The sequence below is a fragment of the Corynebacterium sp. HMSC06G04 genome (assembly GCF_001807365.1).
Taxonomy (GTDB): domain Bacteria; phylum Actinomycetota; class Actinomycetes; order Mycobacteriales; family Mycobacteriaceae; genus Corynebacterium; species Corynebacterium simulans.
In genome coordinates this window covers 81,860-104,163 of record NZ_KV788617.1, presented here as the reverse complement: position 1 = coordinate 104,163, position 22,304 = coordinate 81,860, and the positions used below count along the sequence as shown (strand labels likewise).

Here is a 22,304-nt window from a genome sequence, read left to right as displayed (position 1 = left end):
GAACTGTGCGCGGTCGATCAAAACTTAGCCATCGATGAGGCCACTCTAAATCGGTATGAAGCCCTGTGCTTCGTTATCGGCGACTAGGCACAGTTTCGGATTCTCTCCGATCTAGTCTGAGGTTCTAACACTCACGTTATGTACCCCACGTCAACCCCTAGGACGCGCGGCAACAGACCCCCACACAGGCAGGACACAATGGGCAAGCACGAACCAGCGGAAATCAGCGACGCACCCAAGAAGAAGGGCGTCGTCAACCCCAACGCCATCATTGCGTTAATTCTGATCCTCGTCGGTCTCGGTGTCTTGCTCTACCCCGTCGTGGCCACGCAGTGGAACAACCACACCCAATCCCGCGCCGCCGAGGAATACGCCAAGCTGGAGAAGCAAGCCCCGCCAGAAGTACTGCACACCGCCTGGGAGGAGGCACAGGCCTACAACGCCCAGCTGGGCCAAATCAGTGTGGAAGACGCTTGGACCACCACCGATGACGAGAACTCTCCCGAGTACCAGCGCTACCGCCAATACCTGTCTGTGCTGTCGGAGACCGATGCCATGGGTCGCATCGTCATCCCCTCTATTGATTCCGATCTGCCCATTTATCACGGCACCTCAGAAAAAGCACTCTCCCGCGGCGCTGGCCACCTCTACGGCACGGACCTACCTGTCGGTGGCGTGGGGAACGGCGAGGGCAGGCACGCAGCGCTCTCTGCTCACACGGGTCTACAGAATGCCACGCTGTGGGACAACCTCACCAAGGTCAAGAAAGGTGATGCTTTCTACATCGCCGCCGGCGGCGAGAAGCTCAAATACGAGGTACACGATATTCGGGTCGTCGAGCCTGCGGACACCAGCTTGCTCCACCGTGAGCCAGGCCAGGACCTCGTTACGCTCATTACCTGCACCCCCTACGGTGTAAATACCCACCGCTTGCTCGTCACCGGCCACCGAGTGCCAATGGATCCGGAAGACGAGGCCGCATTCAACAGCTCTGGTATTCACTGGCAGTGGTGGATGTGGGCCATCCTGGCTGCCGCTGCCATCATCGTGCTTCTGCTCATCTACTGGTGGCGCAAATATGTCAGCAACGCCAAGGACACCGCGCTTGACGACGACCCGCAAGAGTCCTAACCGACAATGAACATGCAATAAGGCCCGCCCTTCCCTGGTTAGAAGAGCGGGCCTCATCTAAAAGTAGCCGCAAGCGCTGGTTCTATACCCGGCGACGTCGCAAAGCGAGGCACCCTGCCGCGACGATAGCGGCACCGGCGAGAGCCCACAGGCCCACGCCCTCACCACCGGTCTTGGGCAGTGCGCCCTTGGTGATGTCAGCGACCTGAAGGACGCCGATCTTCTTCACGCAATTGGCAGCGGTGTCGGACTCAGCGCACCTATTACTGGTGATCGCAGTCTTTCCGGAGAGCACCTTGATGACTGCATTGCCATTCTGATCCCACTCCGTCGAGAACTTGATCGGCGCGGGCAGCAGGTTGTAGCCTTTCGGCGCCTTGGTCTCGATGAGGTAATACACGCCAGGGGCGTCCAAGCCTTCGAGCTTGACGCGGCCTGTGGTGGTGGTCGTGGACTGCTTCACTACGGGGTTAGCATCAGTATTGACGGTGCCATCCGCGTTGAGCTTCAAGTTGCCGTCAGCGTCACCACGGTGGACGGTGAACTGCGCGCCGTCGAGCAACTCGTCGGTTTGAATCTTGTCCGGCGCGGCTGGATCATAGCTAACCTTTTCAAGCAGGACATCCATCTGCTTGGTCTCCAGCGGGATACAAGAGGTGTCTTTCCAACCGCCCATCTCTGCCTCGTTCATGAGGCCAAAGTTGGGTTCATGTAGGCCATCCTTGGTGTAGCAGCGGGAGTTACCGGCAGGCTGACTCGGGTACCCGGCAGGGACGGATGTGCTATTCAATTTGGTTCGATCCAGCTTGAAGCGCACCGTCACCTCGTAGACGTGCTGCCCGGAGCTTCCATTGACGCCCTTGGGCTTAATGATCTTTGGAGTGTCGTTCTTGTTGAGTTCATACGGACCGGCCCCCTGGTACGACTGCGGCTGGCTGGTCTTGTTGAACTCGTCCTTGAAGACCACAGTGGCCCCAGTAACCGTGGCGGCACCAACGAACTTCGGGGTATCCGTCAGCTTTCCGTAGATCACCTCATTGGTGTCGAAGCCGGGAGCATCCGGGGCGGCTACTACGACGTTGTACTTCGCGGTATATTCATTCGCCGCACCAGGAACAGGTTGCGGTGCACTGTCGACAGCAACCTTGCTGAAGCAGGCTTCAGTAGCAACGTTGTCGCTACCGGCCTCACCATCAGTGGCTTGGAAAGCCACTTTGTTCGGGCTACACACCGTCTTGAGGTTGCCGTATTTATCCGTTCGCACCGGCGCAGAGACGACATACTCTACCTTCGCGTGTCCTGGAAGTGTACCAACATAGCCCTTCATGTATCGGGACTCACCGTCCGCTCCGGACGGGACAGTCATGCCTGCATAGATACCGGTTCCCGGCGCAATCTGGTCAGGACCTGGCTTATGACCGTTGACCTCGGTAGATCCTTCTCCAAATCCCTCAAATTTCGCAGTAGGGCCCGTGGCATTCACACCATAGTGTGTATCCGTTGGCAGGTACTCCCAGAATGTGCCACCCGAACTGGTGTTATCCGTGGTGTTTTCCACGGAGATGGTCCAGAATGTCCGTACCTCGCCGTTCACCACCTTGGTCTCTGAGCGTTGCTTCTTCACCGCAAGGTTTGATCGTAGTATCGACGGTGGCGGCAAGAGGTCGGAAGCGGCATCCGTGTTGAAGGAGGCCGGCAAGTTATCCATGATGTTGACCAGCTCGAACTTCGGACTTCCGGAATCTGGATTGGTGATCTTTAGCTCGAAGCCCAGCTGGTTTGCGTCTTTACTGCCTGAGCCAAATCCGAGGTTACCGTTGGAATAGGTCCATGCCTTGCCCCAAGAAGCCGAGGGATTAGAAATCGTGCGCCCATCCAACGTTTTGAGCTTTTTAGTGAGATCCCAAGTCTGGATTGCGCCAGTCTGTGTATCAATTCGCTCAAGGATGAGACTATTGCCCGCCTTTGCCGTACTTTGGAAGCCCCACATGTACTTCTGGGCTTGGGGGAGCACGGCCCAGTCTTCAGCGAAGGACTCCGCGCTGCGCAAAGTGCGATCAGCAGTTAGCTTGTCAGGATCAATCTTGTAGAGATGGCGAGTACCGGACGTCGAAGCGTTGCCTACGAAGAACCCCTCACTGGTATAAACTCCCGCGTTAAGGAAGTCTCGGTCGCCTTCGCTCTCGAATGGCGTGCCACTGCTTCCTGGTGCGAGAATCGGACCAAGATTATGCACCTCACCCGTGGCGGGATTGATCTGAAGAAGGTTTCCGGCAGGGTAACACGGATCACCGTTCAGGCCACGCTTCTGGCTCACGGCATAGAGCCAATTATCATTTGAATTGAATGCCAGCGCATTGTATACCCACGGTGACTTTTCCCCCACCGGGCGGAAATCTCGGCCGTGATTTACTTGCCGGCTTAGGACAGAAGTATCTCGGCGAAGATCCTTTGGTTCACTGGTTACGACATAGACTGGGCTACCGTCGGTATACTCCTCGTCAGTCAGATCACGCCTTGGTTGCCTAGCTACTTTTTTTGTGTCCTCTTTACACTGTTCCGGCTCTGGCACGGTAAAAGAGGCTGTAAACACCGTAGTATCCGGTCCACGATGAACACCCTTGAACTGGATCTGTGCGTTACCGCCGATAGTGATCTGTGGGAGGGTGACTTGATATTCCTTAGCGCTGATTTTCTTGTAGGTTGCCTTGGCCTCGTACCAGCCGCCATTAGCACCGGTGTAATAGACCGTAAGATCGTCAGGGCTCGTCGAAAGGTAGCTGTTGACATTGGACTTTAGAGTAACCACCGTGCCATTCGGAATGGTCATTCTGCCTGTTGGAAGCTCAGCAGATGGGATCTTGAAGTTCGGAATATAACGGGTTCCCTTGAGCACATATCCATCGTTCTGCATAGTGATGGTGTGGTCACCGGCAGCGTATGGAGTAATGTTCGGTGCCGCCATCAGGCGTGCTGGGGCCGAGTCAACGTCAGAAACCTCCAGCGGCTCACCGTCCTCCGCGGGCGCTTCCGAAGCTTCGCTCTCTTCATTTGCAGAAGCACTAGCGTTTTCCTCGGCTACACCACGCGCATCAACGGACATTCCGCTCAGCTCGGATTCCTCTGCGACCGCCGGGGTCTTCAAAGAGAAAGCTGCACCTTCGGGTACATCGGCGTTGAGTCCGGTGACGCGGAAAACTACTGCATTGCTCGTCGTGTCTACAACGAGGTTGTCACCTTCGCGAACGGGGATCTCCTCACCGTCGATTGTCAGCGTAAATGCCGCGCCTTCGAATTCAAGCTGCGAAGCTTTGGCATTGAACTCCAGCTCCTCCACCGTTCCGCCATCGACGAAGTGGCCTTCAAATGTAGCGGTGTCGCCAGCGGGAATGCTCAACTGGTCTGCGGAATCAAGCTCGGCACGCAACGCCGTGGTTTGTGCTTCGGCGACAGCGCCAACGATACCTGGAAGAGCAGCCGGCGCAGCGACGCTGAAAACTAGGGCCAGCGCCACAACAAACGCCCCGACAACGCGCCAGCGGTACACTACCGGCTCAATCGGATGAGAATCTGTCCAGGACATTAGCGTCCCTCGCTTTCTGAATTCTTCCTACGGCTAAAGGCAATCATCACGAAACCAGTGGCGATCAACACCATCGCTGCGGCAACCACACCGAGTACCTGTGCACCGGTCATCGCCAATGAGCCACCATTCCCCGACGGAGCTGCCGGAGTGGAGGTCTTACCTGCACCTGGAGTACTCGACGGTGTTGTCTCGGGTTGGTGTGGCGGATTCCCAGGCTTAGTCGGTGGATAGTTTGGAGTTGTTTGCGGCGTATTCGGATGCGACGGCGGAGTAGTCGGCGTCGTGGGCGGCGTTGGTGTTTCACCCGGTTTGTGAGTCTTGGCCACAATTACTCCTGGCACTGGTTTCGGATTGTCCGCCACAGTGTGGAATGGAACCGCTACCACAAATGGGTTGATCTCCCGGTAGGAGTTATCTGGCGCCGACGACGTCACTACGTAGAAGCCATCCGCTAGACCGTCAAAGGTCACTTCTCCATTGGCATCGGTGACCTGGTCCACGTGCACGTCGGTACGCCATTCACGAACCTCGGCCAGACCCGCGTCTTGCACGCGTGCTACATCGTCAGCGTTGTTTGGATCTAGGCCGGCGAGCCGGGCCAGATGTATCGTGACTCCCTGAATCTTTCCCGAAGGTGCCTGCCCATCGTCGTCGGGATTGCCCTGCGTAAGCCGAACAGTCACTGTATCCGTATCTACGGTGCGTTCCGCACCAGTAGTCTGTTGCCCGGCAACCTGCACCGCTTCCGCAGCAACCATGCCCGGCCCCGCGAACGCGATTGCACACGCTACTCCGACGGCAACCATTCGGGCCGACCATGTATTTGTCAACCTCTTCATCGCCTTACTCCCGCACGCTACTTTCCTTATTAATAACTTCTTGCACCCCGGTAGCCGCCTTCTGGCGACGCAGCCACCACACCAGCCAGCAACCAATGACAATCACAGCAGCCAACAGTGCGTACATCCACCATTGCCAACCCGGGCCGTGGGAGCCATCAAATACCGACTCCTCCCCCGGCTCCATAGGAACCTGATGGCCACGTACCAACAAGCGATGTGTGTTGATCCCGTACGGGGTGCAGGTAATCAGCGTGACGTAATCCTGATCGGCGACTGGCCGCAGGCCATCAACCTCACTCGGCAGCACCACTTGAATGTTGTCAACCACATACTTCAATTTGTGGCCAGCAACCTGGATGTAGAACACATCTCCCTCGATGGCAGAGTCGAGGTGATCAAACATCGTCGAATTCGCCAGACCGGTGTGCCCCGTGATGACGGAGTGGGTTCCTGGTCCGCCTACCGGCAAATCAGAGCCATACAAATGCCCCAATCCACGCTGCAGTGTCTTATCCGCGGTGCCGTGAAACACCGGTAAATCAACGTCTACCGCTGGGAACACGAGGCGAGCCATCGCTTCGTTCTCGCCCAACTGCTTCAGATAAGCCTCATAGTCGGGATTGTCCACCCCGATACGGTTCAGCCACGGATCCAGAATCGGACCCGACGTATGCTCCTCGTTGTATGCATGCGCAGCATCCCAAACCGAATCCTGCACTTGCGCCGGTGTCGCTTTATCCAGTCGCGCATATTCCTGCGCCACCCTTGAGGCATTCCAATTGTTCCATGCGGTCGAGACCACTGGGTACAGCATCACCAACAACCCGACGACAACGACTACCGCCGGAAGAACTAAGCCTCCACGGCGCCTGTGCCGCCGGCTCGAATCTTGGTCTAACACCGAAGTCAACGACCCGCACCACCCAAATCAATGTCCCACGCGCAAACACCGCGCGACCGGGATAACAACGAGAGAGAAAGAAGGGGACTGCAATCTATGCCTAGCCCAGTCCCCTAACTGGGTCGAGCACCCTACTTTGGTTACCCGACCCCCAGTGCAGACCATCATGGATGGTCTGCACCACCGGAACTATGCCCGGCTATTAGTTACGTGCGGTGCGACGAGCGAACCAAGCACCAGCAGCAACAATCGCTGCGCCAATGGCGGCTAGGATGCCAACACCGGCACCACCGGTCATCGGCAGGTTCGGGGTATCCTGCTTGACGTTGTCAACGTTAGCAACCAGAGTCACCGCGTCGTCACCTTCTCCGGTAGCTGCGATGTCCTTGCGGGTGAAGTTGATCTCCACCGGCTTGTCCAGCTTGGCGTAGCCAGCCGGAGCCTTGGTCTCCTTCAGGCAGAACTTCTTCGCGTCAGTGACCTGTGCGTTGTCTGCGAAGTCAGTGACATGCAGGCCATCGATAGTGAAGGTACCGTCAGCGCCGGTGGTCCAATTCTCTGCGTTACCAATCTTGATCTTGGAACCCAGGTCGGAGGCCGAGGTGCACTGGTATAGCTCGAACTCAGCACCTTCCAGGACCTTACCGTCCTCCTTGCCGTCCTTCTTAACAACCTTGAGCTTGCCGTGGTAGGTCACGACCTCGTTGGTCTTGTTCTTGACTTCCTTGCCGGTGTTCGGGTTATTGAAGATGACATCAGCCTGGTTCGTCAACTCAGTGGTGTTGCCAACCTCCTTGCGCTTGACCTCGAAGGTCAGAGACATCTTGTCACCGGACTTAACCTTGGCAAGGCCCTGGTCGGTCAGCTTAACGACGAGCTTGTTTCCGTTCTCAGCCGGATTGTTGACCTCGTAGTCACCGGCACCCAGAGCGGTCTCTCCAGCCTTGACCTGGGTGACCTTCTGGAAGTCCAAACGCTGGTCCAGCCGATCCTCGAAGCGGAAGGCGGTCAGGCTCTTACCCGCACCCCAGGTCGGAGCATCCGCGTTGATGGTGTAGGTGTACGCGTCCTGGATGTTCTGATCTGCATCCTTGACAGTCTTCTTGGTCGTGGTTTCCGTGTTCTTCGGGTACGCGATGACGTCGTAGTTCCAGGCATCCGATGCCTCGTTAACCATCGGCACCGACACGATGAACGGAGCACCGGCAACGATGCCGTCCGGAGCGTTAGTTTCCTCTACCAAGTAGATGCCCAAAGGCAGATCAGTGAAAGCTGCCTTGCCATCAGTGTCGGTGGTTTCTTCCTTGGTTTTCGCAGTCTTCTTGTCGTCCTTGACGTCAGCAGCCGACTTCGGGAACGCCGCCCAATCATCCTTCTGCAGGTCGTAATCGAGCTTGGTGATCTTGTAGGTCACGCCAGACAGAGCCTTACCCGGAACGCCTGCCATTTCCTTACCGGTAGCCTCAGTACCAGACTCAGCACCCTTCTTCTTGAAGAGGGTGATAGAGCCCTTTTGGTTGAAATTGATGTTTGCCTTGTTCACGGCGCCCTGCTCAGCAGCAGGCTGTGCATCGACAGCACCGTCTTGCGCCAGGGCCCCCGGAGCGGAGATACCCATAGAGAGGCCAACGACGGCAGCGAAAGTAACCGAACGAGCGGTACGAGAGATCTTGTTCACGGAAACTGGTCCTTTACACGAGTTCTGAAATGAGGCACCGCGCCTCATTGGCTGTGTGCAATCCATTCCCCACGGTTCACGCACCATGACCTGACTCGTTGCTAAGAATCTTTCGCCTGCCGAGAGTAGTTTTCAGGTGGAAACGTCTACGCAGGCCCCAACCTTAACTAACGATAGCCTGTGGATTACATAACTAGATTCTACCCCAGCGTGTTGGGCAAAGTCCCCGACTAAAGCTCCTCCCCCGCAAAACCGGCTAAACTTCTCAAGAATCCGCACGGTCCACCCAAACGTGAAGACTCCTTCTGCAGTTCAACTAATGCTTTCGAGACGTCATCTAGTTTTGTGTGAAACTGAACACATTGCCCCTTTAAGGGGGTAAGCCTGCTCGATTTTACACCCGTTACATAGAATGCAAGCTTCACGCAGGAGAGTAGCTTCCCAGAGAGCACCTTCCAACGACGACGAAACGAACCATATATGCTGCCAATACCACCAGGTAGAACATCCCCTTTGATGACCCATAAAAGGAAGCGTCACCAAGAGCGCTCAAGGTACCCTGAACTCATTTAGATTCTCAGCCTTCAACAGCCCACGTACCAAAGAGTTAATAGCGTTAAGATTCCTGACAAGAGCTCTCTACGTACTCTGAGCCTCGTCGACAGCACGAAGAAGCGCCGCATAGGCACCGCCGCACGCAAGCAGCTCGGCGTGGGTGCCGCGCTCGACCACGCGGCCAGCGTCGAGGACGATGATCTGGTCGGCATCGCGGATAGTGGACAGGCGGTGGGCGATGACCAAGCGGGTAGCATCCGCGCCAAGCACTGCCTCCTGGATGGCGCGCTCCGTCTCGTTGTCGAGGGCGGAGGTGGCCTCATCCAGAATGAGCACCTGGGGTTGGCGCAGCAGCGTGCGCGCGAGCGAGAGGCGCTGCTGCTCACCGCCGGAGAAGCGGTAGCCACGCGAGCCTACGAGAGTATCGAGTCCCTCGGGAAGCGCAGCGATGACCTCATCCACGCGGGCGGCGTTAAGCGCCGCCCACATCTGTTCCTCGCTGGCATCCGGCTGCGCGAAGAGGAGGTTCTCGCGCACCGTGCCATGAATGAGGTAGGTCTCTTGGGAGACCACGCCGATGACCTCCGCGCGCTGCTCGGCAGGAATGTCACGCAGGTCTACCCCACCTAAGAGCACGGCGCCTTCCGTTGGGTCGGCCAAGCGCGCCAGGAGCGCGGCCACCGTGGATTTGCCGGACCCGGTATGCCCCACAAGTGCGGTGGTGGTGTGGGCGGGGATGGAAAGGGAGACGTCGGAAAGCGCGTCGGTGTTGGTGCCGGGGTAGCGGTAGGAAACGTGGCTAAGGGTGAGGGAGGCGTCGGCAAGCTGGGCGGGCTCGGTGGCCTCCTTGAGTTCGGGCTCCAGGTCCAGGTACTCGAAGATGCGGCTGAACAGCGCCATCGACGCCACCCACTGCGCGCCCACGTTGAGCAGGCCAGTAATGGGGCGGAATATCTGAGTCTGCAGGGTAGAAAAGGCGATGAGCGTGCCAATCGTGATCCCCGGGCGCAGGCCAGCAACCAGGTAAATCAGCGCCGGCATAACCCCGAAAATGATCTGGGTCAGCGCCATGCGCCAGCGCCCGGCCAGCTGGGACTCCAGCTCTAAGCGGATGAGGGAGCGGGAGGTCTTCTCAAACCCGTCATAGACGCGCTCCTGCGCGCCCAGCGTGGCCGCCAGACGCATGCCGGAGACAGAGAGGTTTTCCGAAATGGTCTGCTGCAACGTCGCCTGCGCACGGCTGTTTTTCTCCATGAGGCTGCGGCGCAGAACGGCGGCGCGGCGGGTGAGCCACACGGCGGGTGGCAGCACCACCAGGGACAACAGCGAGAGAGTTGGTGAGAGCGCCACCATCGCCACCAACGTGGCCACCGTCATGGTGAGGTTGCTAGCCACGGACGTCGCGGTGGTGGTCACCATGCCGCGCATCGCCGCGATGTCATTGGTCAGGCGCGACTGAATCTCACCGCCGCGGTTATTGGTAAAGAACTGCAGCGACTGGCGCTGCAGGTTGGCAAAGACCTGCGTGCGCAGCTCGTGCATGATGGTGTGCCCCACCCGCGCGGATAAAAAGGACTGGATAACGCCAATGGCTTGGGAGACCACGGTGATGGCCAGCATGCCGCCAACCAACCACAGAAGCAGTGCGGTGTCGTGGTTGGGAATGGCCTCATCCACGGTGCGGCGCACCAAGAAAGGCTGCACCACCGTCAGCCCAGAGGTCGCGATGATGAGCGCTACCACCACAAGCAGCGTGCCGCGGTGGGCTGCGAAAAGGCCGGCCACGCGGCGAAAGGCAATCGGGTGCTGGGCCAGCTGATCGACGTCCGCCGGGTCCTTCACCGCGGTGTGCATCGGCCGAGCCATGACCTAACCGCAGGAGACGATGGGCTGCGGGTCGTAGACCGTGGTGGTGGTTTCGCGCGAAATCTCGCGGCCGGAGAGGTCCTTAATAATGCGGGTATCCGAGGTAGTAAAGCCCGGCGCGCCTGACGACGGCGAGCAATCCTCACCCACCGACATACGGGTTGGCTGGGTGGTGGCCCAACGGCCGTTGTTGACGGACTCGACGTCGTAAGTCTTCGTGCCCTTGAAACGGACCGCAATCTTGCCGCCGCCAAAGTCGGTCTCGATGCGGATTGGGGTATTGGTCGTGTTCTTAAACTGCAGGTCGATAGCACCCTCGTAGACGGTAGCCTCGCGACCCGCCGGGTAGCGGGAGATGTAATAGGAGTGGGGCGTGTGCGCTACGTCTTCCATACCGGCGAAATAGGCAGCGTTGTACAACGTGGTGGCGAACTGCGAGATGCCGCCGCCCACTGCAGTACCGGAGTGGCCATCAATAATGATGCCGGATTCCACATAGCCCTGCGCAGTACCGCGCGGGCCGGTGTAGCCGTTAAGAGAGAAAGTCTCGCCCGGGCTGACAACAGCGCCGTTTACTTCCTCCGCCACGCGGCGGATGTTCTCACCCGAAGCGCCCGAAAAGCCACCGGTAGAAAACTCAGAAACAGTGTCGTTGAAGGTTGCCTTCTCCGCCATTTCCGTGGTGTACTCCGCCGGATCCGGCTTGTAGTCCGCATCCCAGGTGCGCTCGTCGCCCTTAACGCGCTTGTCGAAATCCTTCATGGTCTTCTCCCAGTCGATAATCGAGCCATCGACCGAAGGAGTCACGTTCATCTTGCTGCCGCTGAAGGAAATCTTGGCATTCTGGCCTGGCACCTGCGAGCCATCCATGTGCTCTTCAAACAACTGCTGCGCCTTCGGGGTATCCACCTTCAGTTCCAGCTTGCCGTCTTTTGCCTCGATGGAAACAAACTGCGCGATCTCATCCTTGCGCAGCGTGCCGGAGACATTGTTCTCACCGTTCAAGGTCAGCGGGTTATCCAAAGCCTTCGCGACGTCACCGGTGCGCATTGCTTCAATCGCGTCGTCGTTAATCGCCGGCTCCACAACAACAGGAGCCACCTCAACGCCGGCTGGGTCCAACCAGTTCTCCTTCACCGACTTCTTCAGATCCGCATCATCCACGGTCTGGCCAAGGACCGGCTTAGTTGCCTTCAGACCGCCGTTGTTTAGCTCCAGCATGCCGTCCTTCGGCTCGAAGGAAAGTTCCTTCTTTACCCGTTCCAAATTGCTGTCCAAAGCCGCTGCATCAACGTCCACGGTCACCGGGATTTCCTTGGTGGATTTCACGAAGCTGTACAGGCGGCTAAACGGATTATAGGAAGCATCAGGGATACCGTCCACGGCCTTTTGATAGTTCAAAAATAAGCCGGATTCATTCGGCACCAGCTGGGATGACTTTTCTCCAGAGGTGACCGAGACAGGCTTGGTCTCGACGTCGCCAAGCTCCCGCTCCAGCTTTTCAACCGCTGCGGTGCGCTCCATTCCGGAAATGTCGACGCCGCCAACCGACGTCGCGCGCGGGACCTTGCCCTGATTCGCAACTACATCCCACCCATAGGCGATGCCTGCGATGAGGAGAAGGCCGACAATCACACCGAGTGTGATGTGCCAGCCTTTGCCAGTTTGCTTTCCTACTGCCTTTTTCACGCCTTAAAGACTATCGTTCAAGCTGAAACTTTCCTAGTAAGGTCCTGATCAGCTCTTACTATTCGGGCAATTTTCCACCCGTAAGCCGTTGGGCGGAGGCTTGCAGCTGCACATCGGTGAGCGTGCCGTCATCGAGTGCTGCGGCCACCGCATCGACAGCCGCGGGGAATTCAGCATCCGTGGACCACAGTGGCATATCCGCGCCGCTAGCCAGCGCAGCCACCACCGCCTGCGGGACGTTCATGGTGTCTGCGATAGAGGCCATGCCGCCGATGTCATCGGTGTAGATAGGCCCGCCATAGTGCAGCTGCTCGCGCGCAAGCTGGTATGCCGCGGGATTGATGGAGGCGGGGGTTTGCCCGTCGCCCAACCCCGGCACAACGAGGTGCCCCATCATGAGTCCCGCCGCAGGAGCCGCCGGGATCGCCTCCTGGAAAGGCACAAACTCGTGGCCGTAAAGCTCCTCCAGCGGCGGAGTCACAGCCTCGCCGAGATGGGTGTCACCGGAAGCGCGGCCGTGACCTGGGAAGTGCTTGAACACAGCCTTTACTCCCGCCGATTCCAGGCCGCGGGCAAAAGCCGCGCCGTACTCGCCGGCCAGCTTGGGGTCGGTGGAAAAGGAACGGTCGCCTACTACTTCGAGTTCGCCACCATCGACGTCGAGAACCGGCGCGAAGTCCACGTTGATGCCATGTTCTTTCAGTACGCGCCCGATCTCGGCCCCCATCTGCTCGACCTCTTCTGGGCTATGCTCGGCGGCCATCTGCGCAGGCGCGGGATGCTCGCCGAGGATTTCGGAAAAGCGCTGTACACGCCCGCCTTCGAAATCAATGGAGACTTGGAAATCGCGGCCCACTGCCGCACGCAGGGCGTTAATGTCGCGTCCTGGCTCGCTGAGCAGCGCCGGGTCTGCCCAGCTGGGGATGAAGATTCCGCCGGCGCCGGCCTGCAGTTTGGCCAGCGCGTCGTCGTAGTTCACCGCGGGCGGCATGAGCACCGATGCGGCCAGCTGGCGGCGGTCCACGGGCACAGGCACTTCCTCGCTGGGGGTTGTACTCGGTGCCGCGCTTGCCGACGCCGCACCAGGCGCCGAGCTCGACGCCGCGGGCTCCTGCGTACTTTCCGGCTGCTCGCTATCGCAGGAAGCCAGGCCAAAACCAAGCCCAAGCGTGAGGACAGCGGTAGCCGCAGTGCGGGCCGAGAACATCGGGGACGGGGAAAGTTCCATGTCTTCCAGTGTGCACGATTCCCAGCGATATGCCCGCGGAGGGGGTTAGTATGGCATCCATGAGTAACGGTGAGACGATGTTAATTGCTTACGACGGCTCCACTCGGGCAGCCCGCGCGATGGAGCACGCAGCCCGCCTGCTGCGCCCGCGCCACGTCGAGATTTTGACGGCGTGGGAGCCGATGGCCCGTCAGGCAGCGCGTGCGGTCAGCCGTACTGGCATGCACCAGTCCACGGTGGCGCCGGAAGCGGTGGAAGATGATCCGGCCTATGAGGAAGCGCTGCGGATTTGTAGGCAAGGAGTCGAGGTTGCAGAAAACCTGGGCCTTTCCGGCCGCGCCCACTTGGTGGAGTCGGTGACCACGATTGCCTCCGCTATTGTCGACGCCGCGCAAGAACTCGACGTCGATATCATCGTCACCGGCACCCGCGCTCTCAGTGGCTTCCGCGGCTGGTGGACCAACTCCACGGCCGAGCACATCGTGCGTAACGCTGGCCTTCCGGTCTTTATTGTTCCGCCCGAGTTGGACGACGACGCGGAGGAAGAAGATAGCTAAATTTCTAGCAGGTAGCTGCTAGGATGTGGGTTTATGGCACTCGAGACGGACTCCCTCAACAAGCGCACCCTCGGCCCCGCCGTGGGCAGCACCGTCGTGGGCATCGCCCTCGGCGTCATCACCATCATCGGCATCGCGCAGTTTTCTAATGCTGATGCAGTTCCGTCGGACGGTGCAGTTTCCGCTTCTGATGCCGTAATGGGCGGCCCGGAGTACGGCTCTAGGAACTAATGAATGCGCAGTCCCGCTGGCGCATAGGCGGGCTTTTAGCTCTCGCTGTTTTCGTATTTACCCAGCCCTTTGGCTTGGTTGCGGCGGATACCAAGCACGATCTCACCGCTAACCCCCTAGGCTTTCTACGCGGGGCGACCAGCGCCTATACCGAGGTCTTTACGCTCGGCCAGTTACAGAACCAGGCTTATGGTTATCTTTTCCCGCAGGGCCCGTTTTTTCTTCTTACCTCGCCGCTGCCGGATTGGGTAGCTCAGCGCTTGTGGTGGTTACTCGTCCTAGGCGTGGGCTTTTGGGGCTTCCACCGGCTGATTTATGCGTCTCTTCCTCCGCAGTTCAGAGGCCTTAGGAGGGAGGGCATTAGGCGGGAGATTTCGCCCGTCTGGCCTTTTCTTGCGGCGCTGCTGTACGCGCTTTCGCCCCGCGCGCTGACTACGATAGGCGCAATTTCCTCGGAGACCTGGCCGGTCATGCTGGCGCCGTGGGTCATCCTGCCCTTCTTGCGCCGGGAGCTAACGTGGCGCTGCGCTGCGGCAGCAGTTTTGCCGGTGGCAGCGATGGGCGCGGTCAATGCCACCGCTACCCTCGCGGCGTGTGTTCCGGCAGCGGTGGTGCTTTTGTACCGCCGAGCCTGGCGTCCCGGCCTTGTGTGGCTGGCCGGCTGCGCGGCGGTTTCTTTGTGGTGGATAGTGCCGCTTTTGGTGCTGGGGCGCTACGCCCCGCCGTTTACTGAGTTCATCGAGTCTTCCTATGTCACCACCCGCTGGCTAAACCTGCCGGAAATTCTCCGCGGCACCACCAGCTGGGCGCCCTTCGTCGACACGGAGCGCGTGGCCGGATATGCACTGGCCACCCAGCCTTTCTTCGTGCTGGTCACCATGGCGGTGGCAGCAATTGGCCTCTACGGCCTAGCACGACTGCCGCGGGTCTGGCCGGTCATGGCCTGCGTGGGCATCGCTATCCTCGGCACCCACGCCGCCTGGTATCTCAACGCGCTCGACGGCCCGCTTGCCGCGCTAAGAAACCTCCACAAGTTCGATCCGCTCGTGCGCATCCCCCTGCTGCTCGGTTTCGCCGCAGCAACCTCCGCCCTGCCCCTGCCGCGGGTACGGGGCGAATGGTTGCGACCGGGACGTCGCCAAGCGGTGGCGGTGCTGGTGGCCGCCATTGCCTGCGCGTCCTTCTCGCCCGCGTGGACTGGGCGCCTGCTTCCCAAGGGCGCCTACGAAAAGGTCCCGGAGTACTGGCACGAGGCCGCGGACTTCCTCAACACCCATGCCCAAGGCACGCGCACGCTGCTGTTCCCCGAGACCTCTTTCGCGCGCCAAGACTGGGGTTGGACACGCGATGAGCCGGCACAGCCGCTTCTCGACGTCCCGTGGGCCGTCCGCGACGCCATCCCCCTCGTCCCACCAGAGGCCATCCGCGGGCTCGACGGAGTGGTGGCAGCCCTCCACGAAGATCCCGCCACTGGTAGCGCCACGCTGCGCCGCCTCGGCATCGGTGCGGTGCTGCTGCGCCACGACTTAGTCTCTACAGAGGGCGCGAACGGCCGCGATGACTCCCAGCTGGCGGCCTGGCGCGATGCTTCCTCCTACGGCGGGCAGGTCCACTCTTTCGGCCCTGATGACGAGGTGGAGGTCATCATCCTCCCGCATGCCGACGATGCCGTAGGCACGCTGACCTCCGCCAATCCCGTCCGCGTGGCCGGCGGCGGGGAGTCCCTGGCCTTCCTGGATGCCCATGGTGACGGTTCGGCTCCTGCCTACGAGCTCGTCGATCGTGACGCCGACATCGTCACCGATACGCCCACGCTGACCGACCGCAACTACGGCACCCTCGACGGGCCCATCTCCGCGCCTTTGGCCGAGGGAGATCCCTCGACGGTGAATAACCGCCTGCGCGACTACCCCTCCGCCGGGCCGCTGACAAAGGTGGTTTCGCACGGCGGCACAGTCCGCGCTTCTTCCTCGGCTGCCGACGCCGATGCCTTCGGCGGTGCCAATCCCGCGCGCTCGCGCACCGCTGCTGTTGACGGCGAAAATTCCACCGCCTGGTGGCCCGCCCCCGGCGATACCGGCTGGCTGGAGCTAAACAAGGACCCGAATACGCCGGCGTGGCACGCGCCGGTGGTCAAGCTCATGGCCACTGCCCACACCGAGGTCACCGTGCGCTCGGGAAGCGCGAAGGTCAAGGTTAAACTCAAGCCCTACCGCTCCCGCGAAGTGCGCGTGCCGGGTGGGGATACCCGCAGCATCCGCATCGATCTTTCCGAGCGCGTGGGCATCGCCAACGCGCAGGTCGTGGGCTCCCCCATCGAGCGCGTGGTCACCGTTCCGGCGACTTCCCCAGACGTCCACCAGTTCTTCTTCCAGCAGCTAGCTCAGGACACCCGTATCCTCATCCGTGACTTCACGGTGCCCCGCACCATGCGGTTGGAGCTGGATGCCCGCAAGCCCGTGCTTATCGACGGTGTGCGTTATAACCCCGGTGCGCACCTCACCCTCCGCTCCGGCACCCACCGCGTGCGCAGCACCGGCGGATGGATCAGCCTGCGCGAGGTGGGCTGGTCACCGGCCGCCGCCAGCAAACGAACCTCCGGCACCATCGAAGCCACGGGGCAGGACCGGCTGCTTATCACCGGCAATGCGTTTAACCCCGGCCTGCAGGGCCACCTCGATTCGGAGGCCGGCAGCATCGACCTCGCGCCGCGAGAGATCAACGCTTCCCTCCAGGCTTTTGTTATTCCCGCAGGCAGAAGCGGTAGCTTCCGCATGAGCTTTGCCGCGGCGCGTACCTATAAGGCCGCGCTTGGCTTAGGCGGCGCGCTGGCCCTGCTGACCGTGGCCGGCTGCCTGCTTTCTCTTCGCCGCCGCCCCACCGCGCCGTGGCAGCCAGACGATGGCCGCGGCGCCCACATTCTCGCTGCAGTATGCGGCCTGGGTACGCTCAGCCTGCTCGGCCTGCCCGCCGTCCTCGCGGGTGTTGCTGCGTGGGTGGTGTTGAGATGGACGTCGCTAAGCGCTGCTCCTTTAGCCGCCGCCCTGACGGCGGCGGCCGGGACCATGCTTGCCCGCGCTCCGTGGGCCAGCGGCAGCTATGCCGGCGATTCGGTCCTCGTGACCTGCTTGTGCGCGGCCTCGCTAGCCTGCGTCCTGTGGCCCAGCCGCCGCGCGAACTGACCAACCAACCGCTTGCCGGGTTCTTCCACCACGGCGTAGCTAGCGGCCGAAACCAGCAGGCTGCCCGCCACCGTCACCGCGAAGACCACGCAGAAGTCCATGACCTTGCCCGAAAACAGCGGCACTCCCAGCAATGGAAAGACCACCGACAACACCGCAACGTGCCACAAAAACAGCGAGTAGGACCAACGCCCCAAAGCCTGCCCCCACTGGCTGCTCAGCAGCGAAGACTCCCGTGGGGCCAAAGCCACAGGCGCCATCACGCACACCGCAAAGACCGCGCCCACCATGATGCGTCGCGCGAACTCACCTGGCTCCGGATGCGCCAAACCCCGCGGGCCAAACCACTCGCGGCTAGCCAGCCACAGGCAACCACACGCCGCCAGCCACCACGCCCACCGCATCCGCAGCGCACGTCTTAGCCACCCTGGAAACTGCCCGCGCGCAGTTTCTGCTTCAGCCAGCAGCATCCCGACTGCAAACCACGAGGCATACGCCGGCGGCCAAATCTGCGAATTCACGTCCCCCTTGGCGTAATCAGCCACAAAGGGAACAAAACCCCAGCCCCAGCTCAGCACCGCCGCCACGGCAATGGCCCACGCTCTGTGCCGCCGCGACCATCCGCGCATCACCGCCGCCAGCAGCGGCAGCACCAGATAAAACGCGAACTCCACACACAGCGACCACAGTTGCGTAAGCCCCGGCGCCAAACCGTCGACTACATAAATCTGCGTACCCGTTAGGTTGCTGAATAGCTGGGTAGCGGTGGCGGAATGGGCGTCGGGAAGCAGTGCGAAGACCAGCACCACACACACCAGATACGCAGGCGCCAGGCGTCCCACGCGGGACCACGCATAATCCCGCGGGCTGTGCAGGGCGCGCCGGCGCCACAGCAGGAAAGCGCTCAGCGCAAAGAACACCGAAACGAAGTAATCGAAACGCTCCGCAATCCCCCAACCGGTGCCCGTTTGAAAGGAGACATGCGTGACCACAATTCCCAAAGCGGCGCAGCCTCGCATACCATCCAACTCAGAAATATGGCGGGGTAGGCTCTTTAAGGAAGAATGGGAAGCCACACTAATTTTCCTTCCTCCTCATAATGCACGGCGCACGTAAACTGATTGGAACTCTACTGTAATGAAGCGGCTGATTAACTGGAGCTCGCGGATGACGAAGGTGATCGTCGCCGCAATCGTCTTTTTGCTCCTCGGTTCTGTGCTGCCGCCGTTGTACAACAATCAAGCCCGGCCGCTGCCAGATGACTTAAACTTCACCATCGACACCGCTCCTACCCAGGGCCCAGCAATCAACGTCAGCCGCGCTGTGCAACACAAGAAGCCAGCGGATACCCATGGCAACCCTGACTGCGATGCCAAGGATGCTCCACTCTATTGCTATGCAGAGGAACGAGACGTTTCGCTCAAACGCACCACCCGCACCTCGCCTACTGCCGACGACGCCGTGGCTTCCGCCGATTCCCTCCTCCAGGTCACCTCGAATGGCCAGACTATCGCGGAGATCAAGGAAAACTCTCTGCTCAACCGCGAATCAGCTTATCCGGTAGCAGGGCCCAATAGCTCACAGCAGGTTGATATCGCCCCGCTGAATATCTCTGCGGCAGGCCACGACTTTTCGCGCGATGGCATCAGCTACTTCTTCCCGGCTAAGGCGGAACAGCGCAGCTACCCGTATTTCGATCCGATGACGCAGACCACAGCGCCCATCGACTTCACCGGCACCGAAAAGCGCGAGACGATTCCGACCTACATCTTCCACCAGGAAATTGAGCCGGTTGCCTTGGCCTATTCGCTGGGTGTCTTGCAGCAGCAAACCCCCGATGAGAAAGCCACACGCACGAGCCCAGAGAAGCTACAGCGCTCCGGCCCGGCGCAGGCGATGTTCGATGAGGAGTCGCTGCGCCGCTTCGGGCTGGACCCCACCGAGCACGTCAGCCTCGAGCCTTTCTACACGGTCACGCGTGACGTCTGGGTAGAACCAACCACCGGCACCATCGTCGATGCTCATGAGGACATAAAGATTTTCCTCGCCACCGACCAGGACCAGGCGAAGAAGATGGTTGCCGAGGACGACACTGCCGACCGCTCCCTCTTCCAGGCCAACTTGAACTGGTCCGATGCCACCAAGAAGGAACGTTTGGACACGGTGCGCACGACCATCAACAACGTGAAGATTCTCAGCATCGTCGGCTGGTTAGGCAAGGTCATCGGCGTTATCTTGCTGGCCTATGCCGCCTTTATGTACATGCGCCGCCACCGTGTCGGCGCCTAAACCCGCGCGCCGCAGATCCGCGCGCTGGGGCCTAGGGCTGTGGGGCGCCCTGCTCGTGGTGGCAGTGTGCTGGCCGTTTTTCCTGCCCGGCGAGTTGGTCTGGCGCGATATGGTTCTACTCCACAACCCCGGTTTTACCGCCTCCAACTTTGGGCTGGGTTCGCTGCCCGCGCGTAATGCGCCCCAGGACGGCGCGTTAGCTTTGCTGGGCGGTGATTGGTTCGCACGCGTGCTCGTCACCGCTTCCGCAAGTGCTAGCGCATACGTTGCCGCGAAGTGGGCCCGCACTTCGCTTTCCGCCGCCGCCGCGATGGCTTGTGCGGTGGCCAATCCTTTCATCGTCGAGCGCCTGCTCCTGGGGCACTGGTCCCTTGCAATTGCGGGATGGCTCGCGCCAGTTCTGGCATGGGCGTGCCTGCACAAGCGCGCGATTCCCGCGTGGCTGAGTCTGTGGGCAAGTTCCCTTACTCCCACCGGCGGCGTATTCGGCGTGGTAATCGCCCTTGTCACCGGCCGCTTCAAGCTCGCCGTGGGTGGCGTGGCGCTGTGCCTGCCGTGGCTGGTGCCGGCAATTACCAACAACGCGGTTCCCGGTCCGGCCGCCGCGCAGGTGGCTGCATTCGCGCCTCGCGCAGAAGCCGGCGTGGGCACCGTCGGCGCTCTCCTTGGTCTCGGCGGCATCTGGAGCGCCGACGCCGTTCCCGACTCCCGCCACCACGGCTTTGCGCTCGCAGGGCTCGTGGTTGCAGCTGTTGCGCTGCTCGGCGCCCGCCGCCTCGCCCCCGCTTGCCGACGCCCCCTTCTCCTCCTCGCCGCCTTAGGCCTCGGCAGCGCGCTTATTGCCTGGGCTTGCCCCGGCGCGCTGGCGTGGCTGATTGAAACGGTTCCCGGCGCGGGCCTGCTTCGCGACGCCTCCAAGCTAACGCTACTTGCCCTACCCCTCTACGTCGCCGGTATCGGCGCCCTGCCTAACCTCCCCGCAGCCTTGGCGCTCCTCGCCTGCCTGCTTCAGGCTCCCGACACTCCAGGCGAGCTAGCTGTCCTCACGCCACGCCCCAGCGGTATTAATCACCAGCTCGTCGAAGAGCTAGACGGCCGGCTAGCACTCTTCCCGCAACGCCCCTCCCTCGTCACTTTGCCCGACGGCACCACCGCAGTCGACCCGTATTCGAAGGCCGTGAACAAACTGGAATCCGGCGAACTGCGCGTCGACGGCGTTGTAGTCGACCAAGCCCAGCCCGCCTACCGCGCAGCGCTGCAAGCTTGGCAGGACCAGGACTTAGATAAGCTCGCCCAACTCGGCGTGGGCGCGGTGGTTGTTGACGGCCGCATCGTCGCCGAGCCGCCCGCCCCCGCGCCCAAGGTTCCGTGGGCCCTTACCGCCGCCTGGGTAGCTAGCCCGCTGGCCTGCTTAGTGCTCTGGCTGCTAGTCCGTCCGGGCCTTCTGGCTACCCGCCGTCGCACGAGCGGTCTGCGTTAGCAACTTCTCAAAAGCGCGCCCCGTCTTCTCCCAGGAGTAGTGTGCTGCCAGTTCACGGGCATTCTCGCCCAACTGACGGCGTAAATTCGCATCCGCAACAAGCTCGCGGACCGCCCTCACAAACTCTTTCTCGGTATCGACCAGCACGCCAGTCTGGCCCGGGATGACACTATCGCGCAGCCCGAAGGAATAGCCCACCGTCGGCACACCGTGCTGCGCGGCTTCCATCACTGCCAGCCCCCAGCCTTCTTTGCGCGAGGGCATGAGGTGGACGTCGGCAAGCGCAAGCAAAGCGTGCTTATAGTCCTCGGTGACCTGCCCGCGGAAGCGAACCCGCGAGGCCACTCCAATGCGCTCGGCGTACTCACGCAGCTGCGCTTCCCACCAGCCGGAACCGATGACGTCGAGGACCGCGCCAGCCATCTTTGCCACCGTGTCCATCGCATGTTCAATCTGCTTGTGTGGAACCAACCGCGAGAGCGTCACCAGATGGATGGCCGTCTCGCGTTGCAGGGTCGGCACATGTTCTGGCAGTGGGTCGACACCATTTTCGATGATGTGCGCGCCTTTAATTCCCAGCTCTTCCAAATCCTGCTTCGAAGCCTGCGAGACCGTTACATAAGGGCTATTGCGGTAGACACTTGGCGCAACCTTCGACTCCAAGAACCATCCCAAACGCGCCAAGAGCGGGCCCGCAACCGGCCATTGTTCGCGATGACAATGATGGGTGAGCAAAACAGTTGGCGCTTTCGAGACCAGTTTGGCGAAGAAAGGAATGCCGTTCTGGGTATCGACGATGACATCGATGTTCTTGGCGTCGCCAAGCCCCAAGCGCCCGGCCAAAATGGCTAGCCACGCGCGCGGATACACGCTGAACTTGGCACCGCCGCGAGAATATAAAACGCCTTCGCGATGCTCACGCTTTGCAGCATTCATGTGCCGCGCGGTGCGGAAGACCACCTCGTGGCCTTGCGCCGCCAGATACTCCCCGACGCGCTCCAGATAGCGTTCCGAGCCACCGCCCTGCGGGTGGGTGGAATCACGCCAGCACAGTAAAAGAATCTTCATGTCGAACTACTAGCCTAGTGG

General features: G+C 60.7%; 15 protein-coding genes. 6 read left to right on the top strand and 9 right to left on the bottom strand.

Translation table 11 applies throughout. The features are described 5' to 3' along the window. Positions 1-198 precede the first annotated feature (198 nt). Entirely contained in the window at positions 199-1,131 is a 933-nt protein-coding gene (locus HMPREF3158_RS07350; RefSeq protein WP_070497914.1) for a class C sortase, read from the top strand. 82 nt (positions 1,132-1,213) lie between these two features. On the opposite strand, the gene HMPREF3158_RS07345 is transcribed toward HMPREF3158_RS07350, so the two are convergent. The 7 genes from HMPREF3158_RS07345 to HMPREF3158_RS07315 all read right to left on the bottom strand — a co-directional run bounded on the left by HMPREF3158_RS07345 (position 1,214) and on the right by HMPREF3158_RS07315 (position 13,476). Next, positions 1,214-4,714, bottom strand: coding sequence for a prealbumin-like fold domain-containing protein (locus HMPREF3158_RS07345; protein WP_070497912.1), 3,501 nt, complete (start codon positions 4,712-4,714; stop codon positions 1,214-1,216). Continuing rightward, positions 4,714-5,556, bottom strand: coding sequence for an isopeptide-forming domain-containing protein (locus HMPREF3158_RS07340; protein ID WP_070497910.1), 843 nt, complete (start codon positions 5,554-5,556; stop codon positions 4,714-4,716). Before HMPREF3158_RS07340 ends, HMPREF3158_RS07345 begins: the two co-directional genes overlap by 1 nt. A gap of 4 nt (positions 5,557-5,560) precedes the next feature. Further along, positions 5,561-6,469 (bottom strand): class C sortase, encoded by a 909-nt coding sequence (locus HMPREF3158_RS07335; protein ID WP_070497908.1) that lies wholly within the window; start codon positions 6,467-6,469, stop codon positions 5,561-5,563. Positions 6,470-6,662: 193 nt separating this feature from the next. Next, positions 6,663-8,138 carry a SpaH/EbpB family LPXTG-anchored major pilin gene (locus tag HMPREF3158_RS07330; protein WP_070497906.1) on the bottom strand — a complete coding sequence of 492 codons (1,476 nt, stop codon included), beginning with the start codon at positions 8,136-8,138 and terminating at the stop codon, positions 6,663-6,665. 639 nt (positions 8,139-8,777) lie between these two features. Continuing rightward, the gene (locus HMPREF3158_RS07325; protein ID WP_070497904.1) at positions 8,778-10,559 is read right to left on the bottom strand and encodes an ABC transporter ATP-binding protein; all 1,782 of its coding nucleotides are present in this window, start codon (positions 10,557-10,559) and stop codon (positions 8,778-8,780) included. Positions 10,560-10,562: 3 nt separating this feature from the next. After that, positions 10,563-12,248 carry a VanW family protein gene (locus HMPREF3158_RS07320; RefSeq protein ID WP_210386634.1) on the bottom strand — a complete coding sequence of 562 codons (1,686 nt, stop codon included), beginning with the start codon at positions 12,246-12,248 and terminating at the stop codon, positions 10,563-10,565. Positions 12,249-12,306: 58 nt separating this feature from the next. Next, entirely contained in the window at positions 12,307-13,476 is a 1,170-nt protein-coding gene (locus HMPREF3158_RS07315; protein WP_246816194.1) for a glycoside hydrolase family 3 N-terminal domain-containing protein, read from the bottom strand. Positions 13,477-13,535: 59 nt separating this feature from the next. On the opposite strand from HMPREF3158_RS07315, the gene HMPREF3158_RS07310 reads away from it, so the two are divergent. From HMPREF3158_RS07310 to HMPREF3158_RS07300, 3 genes are read left to right on the top strand one after another with little or no spacing between them, the layout of a single operon-like run. Continuing rightward, positions 13,536-14,033: a universal stress protein gene (locus tag HMPREF3158_RS07310; protein ID WP_061925158.1), complete on the top strand. Its 498-nt coding sequence runs from the start codon at positions 13,536-13,538 to the stop codon at positions 14,031-14,033. A 33-nt stretch (positions 14,034-14,066) separates the two neighbouring features. Further along, a complete protein-coding gene (locus HMPREF3158_RS07305; protein ID WP_061924980.1) occupies positions 14,067-14,264 on the top strand; it encodes a DUF2613 domain-containing protein in 198 nt (65 codons plus the stop codon). Then, positions 14,264-17,446: an alpha-(1->3)-arabinofuranosyltransferase domain-containing protein gene (locus tag HMPREF3158_RS07300; RefSeq protein WP_070497900.1), complete on the top strand. Its 3,183-nt coding sequence runs from the start codon at positions 14,264-14,266 to the stop codon at positions 17,444-17,446. The genes HMPREF3158_RS07305 and HMPREF3158_RS07300 overlap by 1 nt, the downstream gene beginning before the upstream one ends. Here the strand turns inward: HMPREF3158_RS07300 and HMPREF3158_RS07295 are convergent. Beyond that, positions 17,362-18,522: an acyltransferase family protein gene (locus tag HMPREF3158_RS07295; RefSeq protein ID WP_305764345.1), complete on the bottom strand. Its 1,161-nt coding sequence runs from the start codon at positions 18,520-18,522 to the stop codon at positions 17,362-17,364. The genes HMPREF3158_RS07300 and HMPREF3158_RS07295 overlap by 85 nt on opposite strands. Positions 18,523-18,583: 61 nt before the next feature. Between HMPREF3158_RS07295 and HMPREF3158_RS07290 the strand changes: the two genes are divergently transcribed. Further along, complete coding sequence (locus HMPREF3158_RS07290) at positions 18,584-19,735, top strand: PorA family protein (protein WP_062036886.1); 1,152 nt, start codon at positions 18,584-18,586, stop codon at positions 19,733-19,735. Further along, positions 19,722-21,215 carry an MmpA family trehalose lipid delivery protein gene (locus tag HMPREF3158_RS07285; protein ID WP_070497896.1) on the top strand — a complete coding sequence of 498 codons (1,494 nt, stop codon included), beginning with the start codon at positions 19,722-19,724 and terminating at the stop codon, positions 21,213-21,215. Before HMPREF3158_RS07290 ends, HMPREF3158_RS07285 begins: the two co-directional genes overlap by 14 nt. On the opposite strand, the gene HMPREF3158_RS07280 is transcribed toward HMPREF3158_RS07285, so the two are convergent. Next, positions 21,162-22,283 carry a glycosyltransferase family 4 protein gene (locus HMPREF3158_RS07280; protein WP_070497894.1) on the bottom strand — a complete coding sequence of 374 codons (1,122 nt, stop codon included), beginning with the start codon at positions 22,281-22,283 and terminating at the stop codon, positions 21,162-21,164. The genes HMPREF3158_RS07285 and HMPREF3158_RS07280 overlap by 54 nt on opposite strands. Between the last annotated feature and the right edge of the window lie 21 nt (positions 22,284-22,304).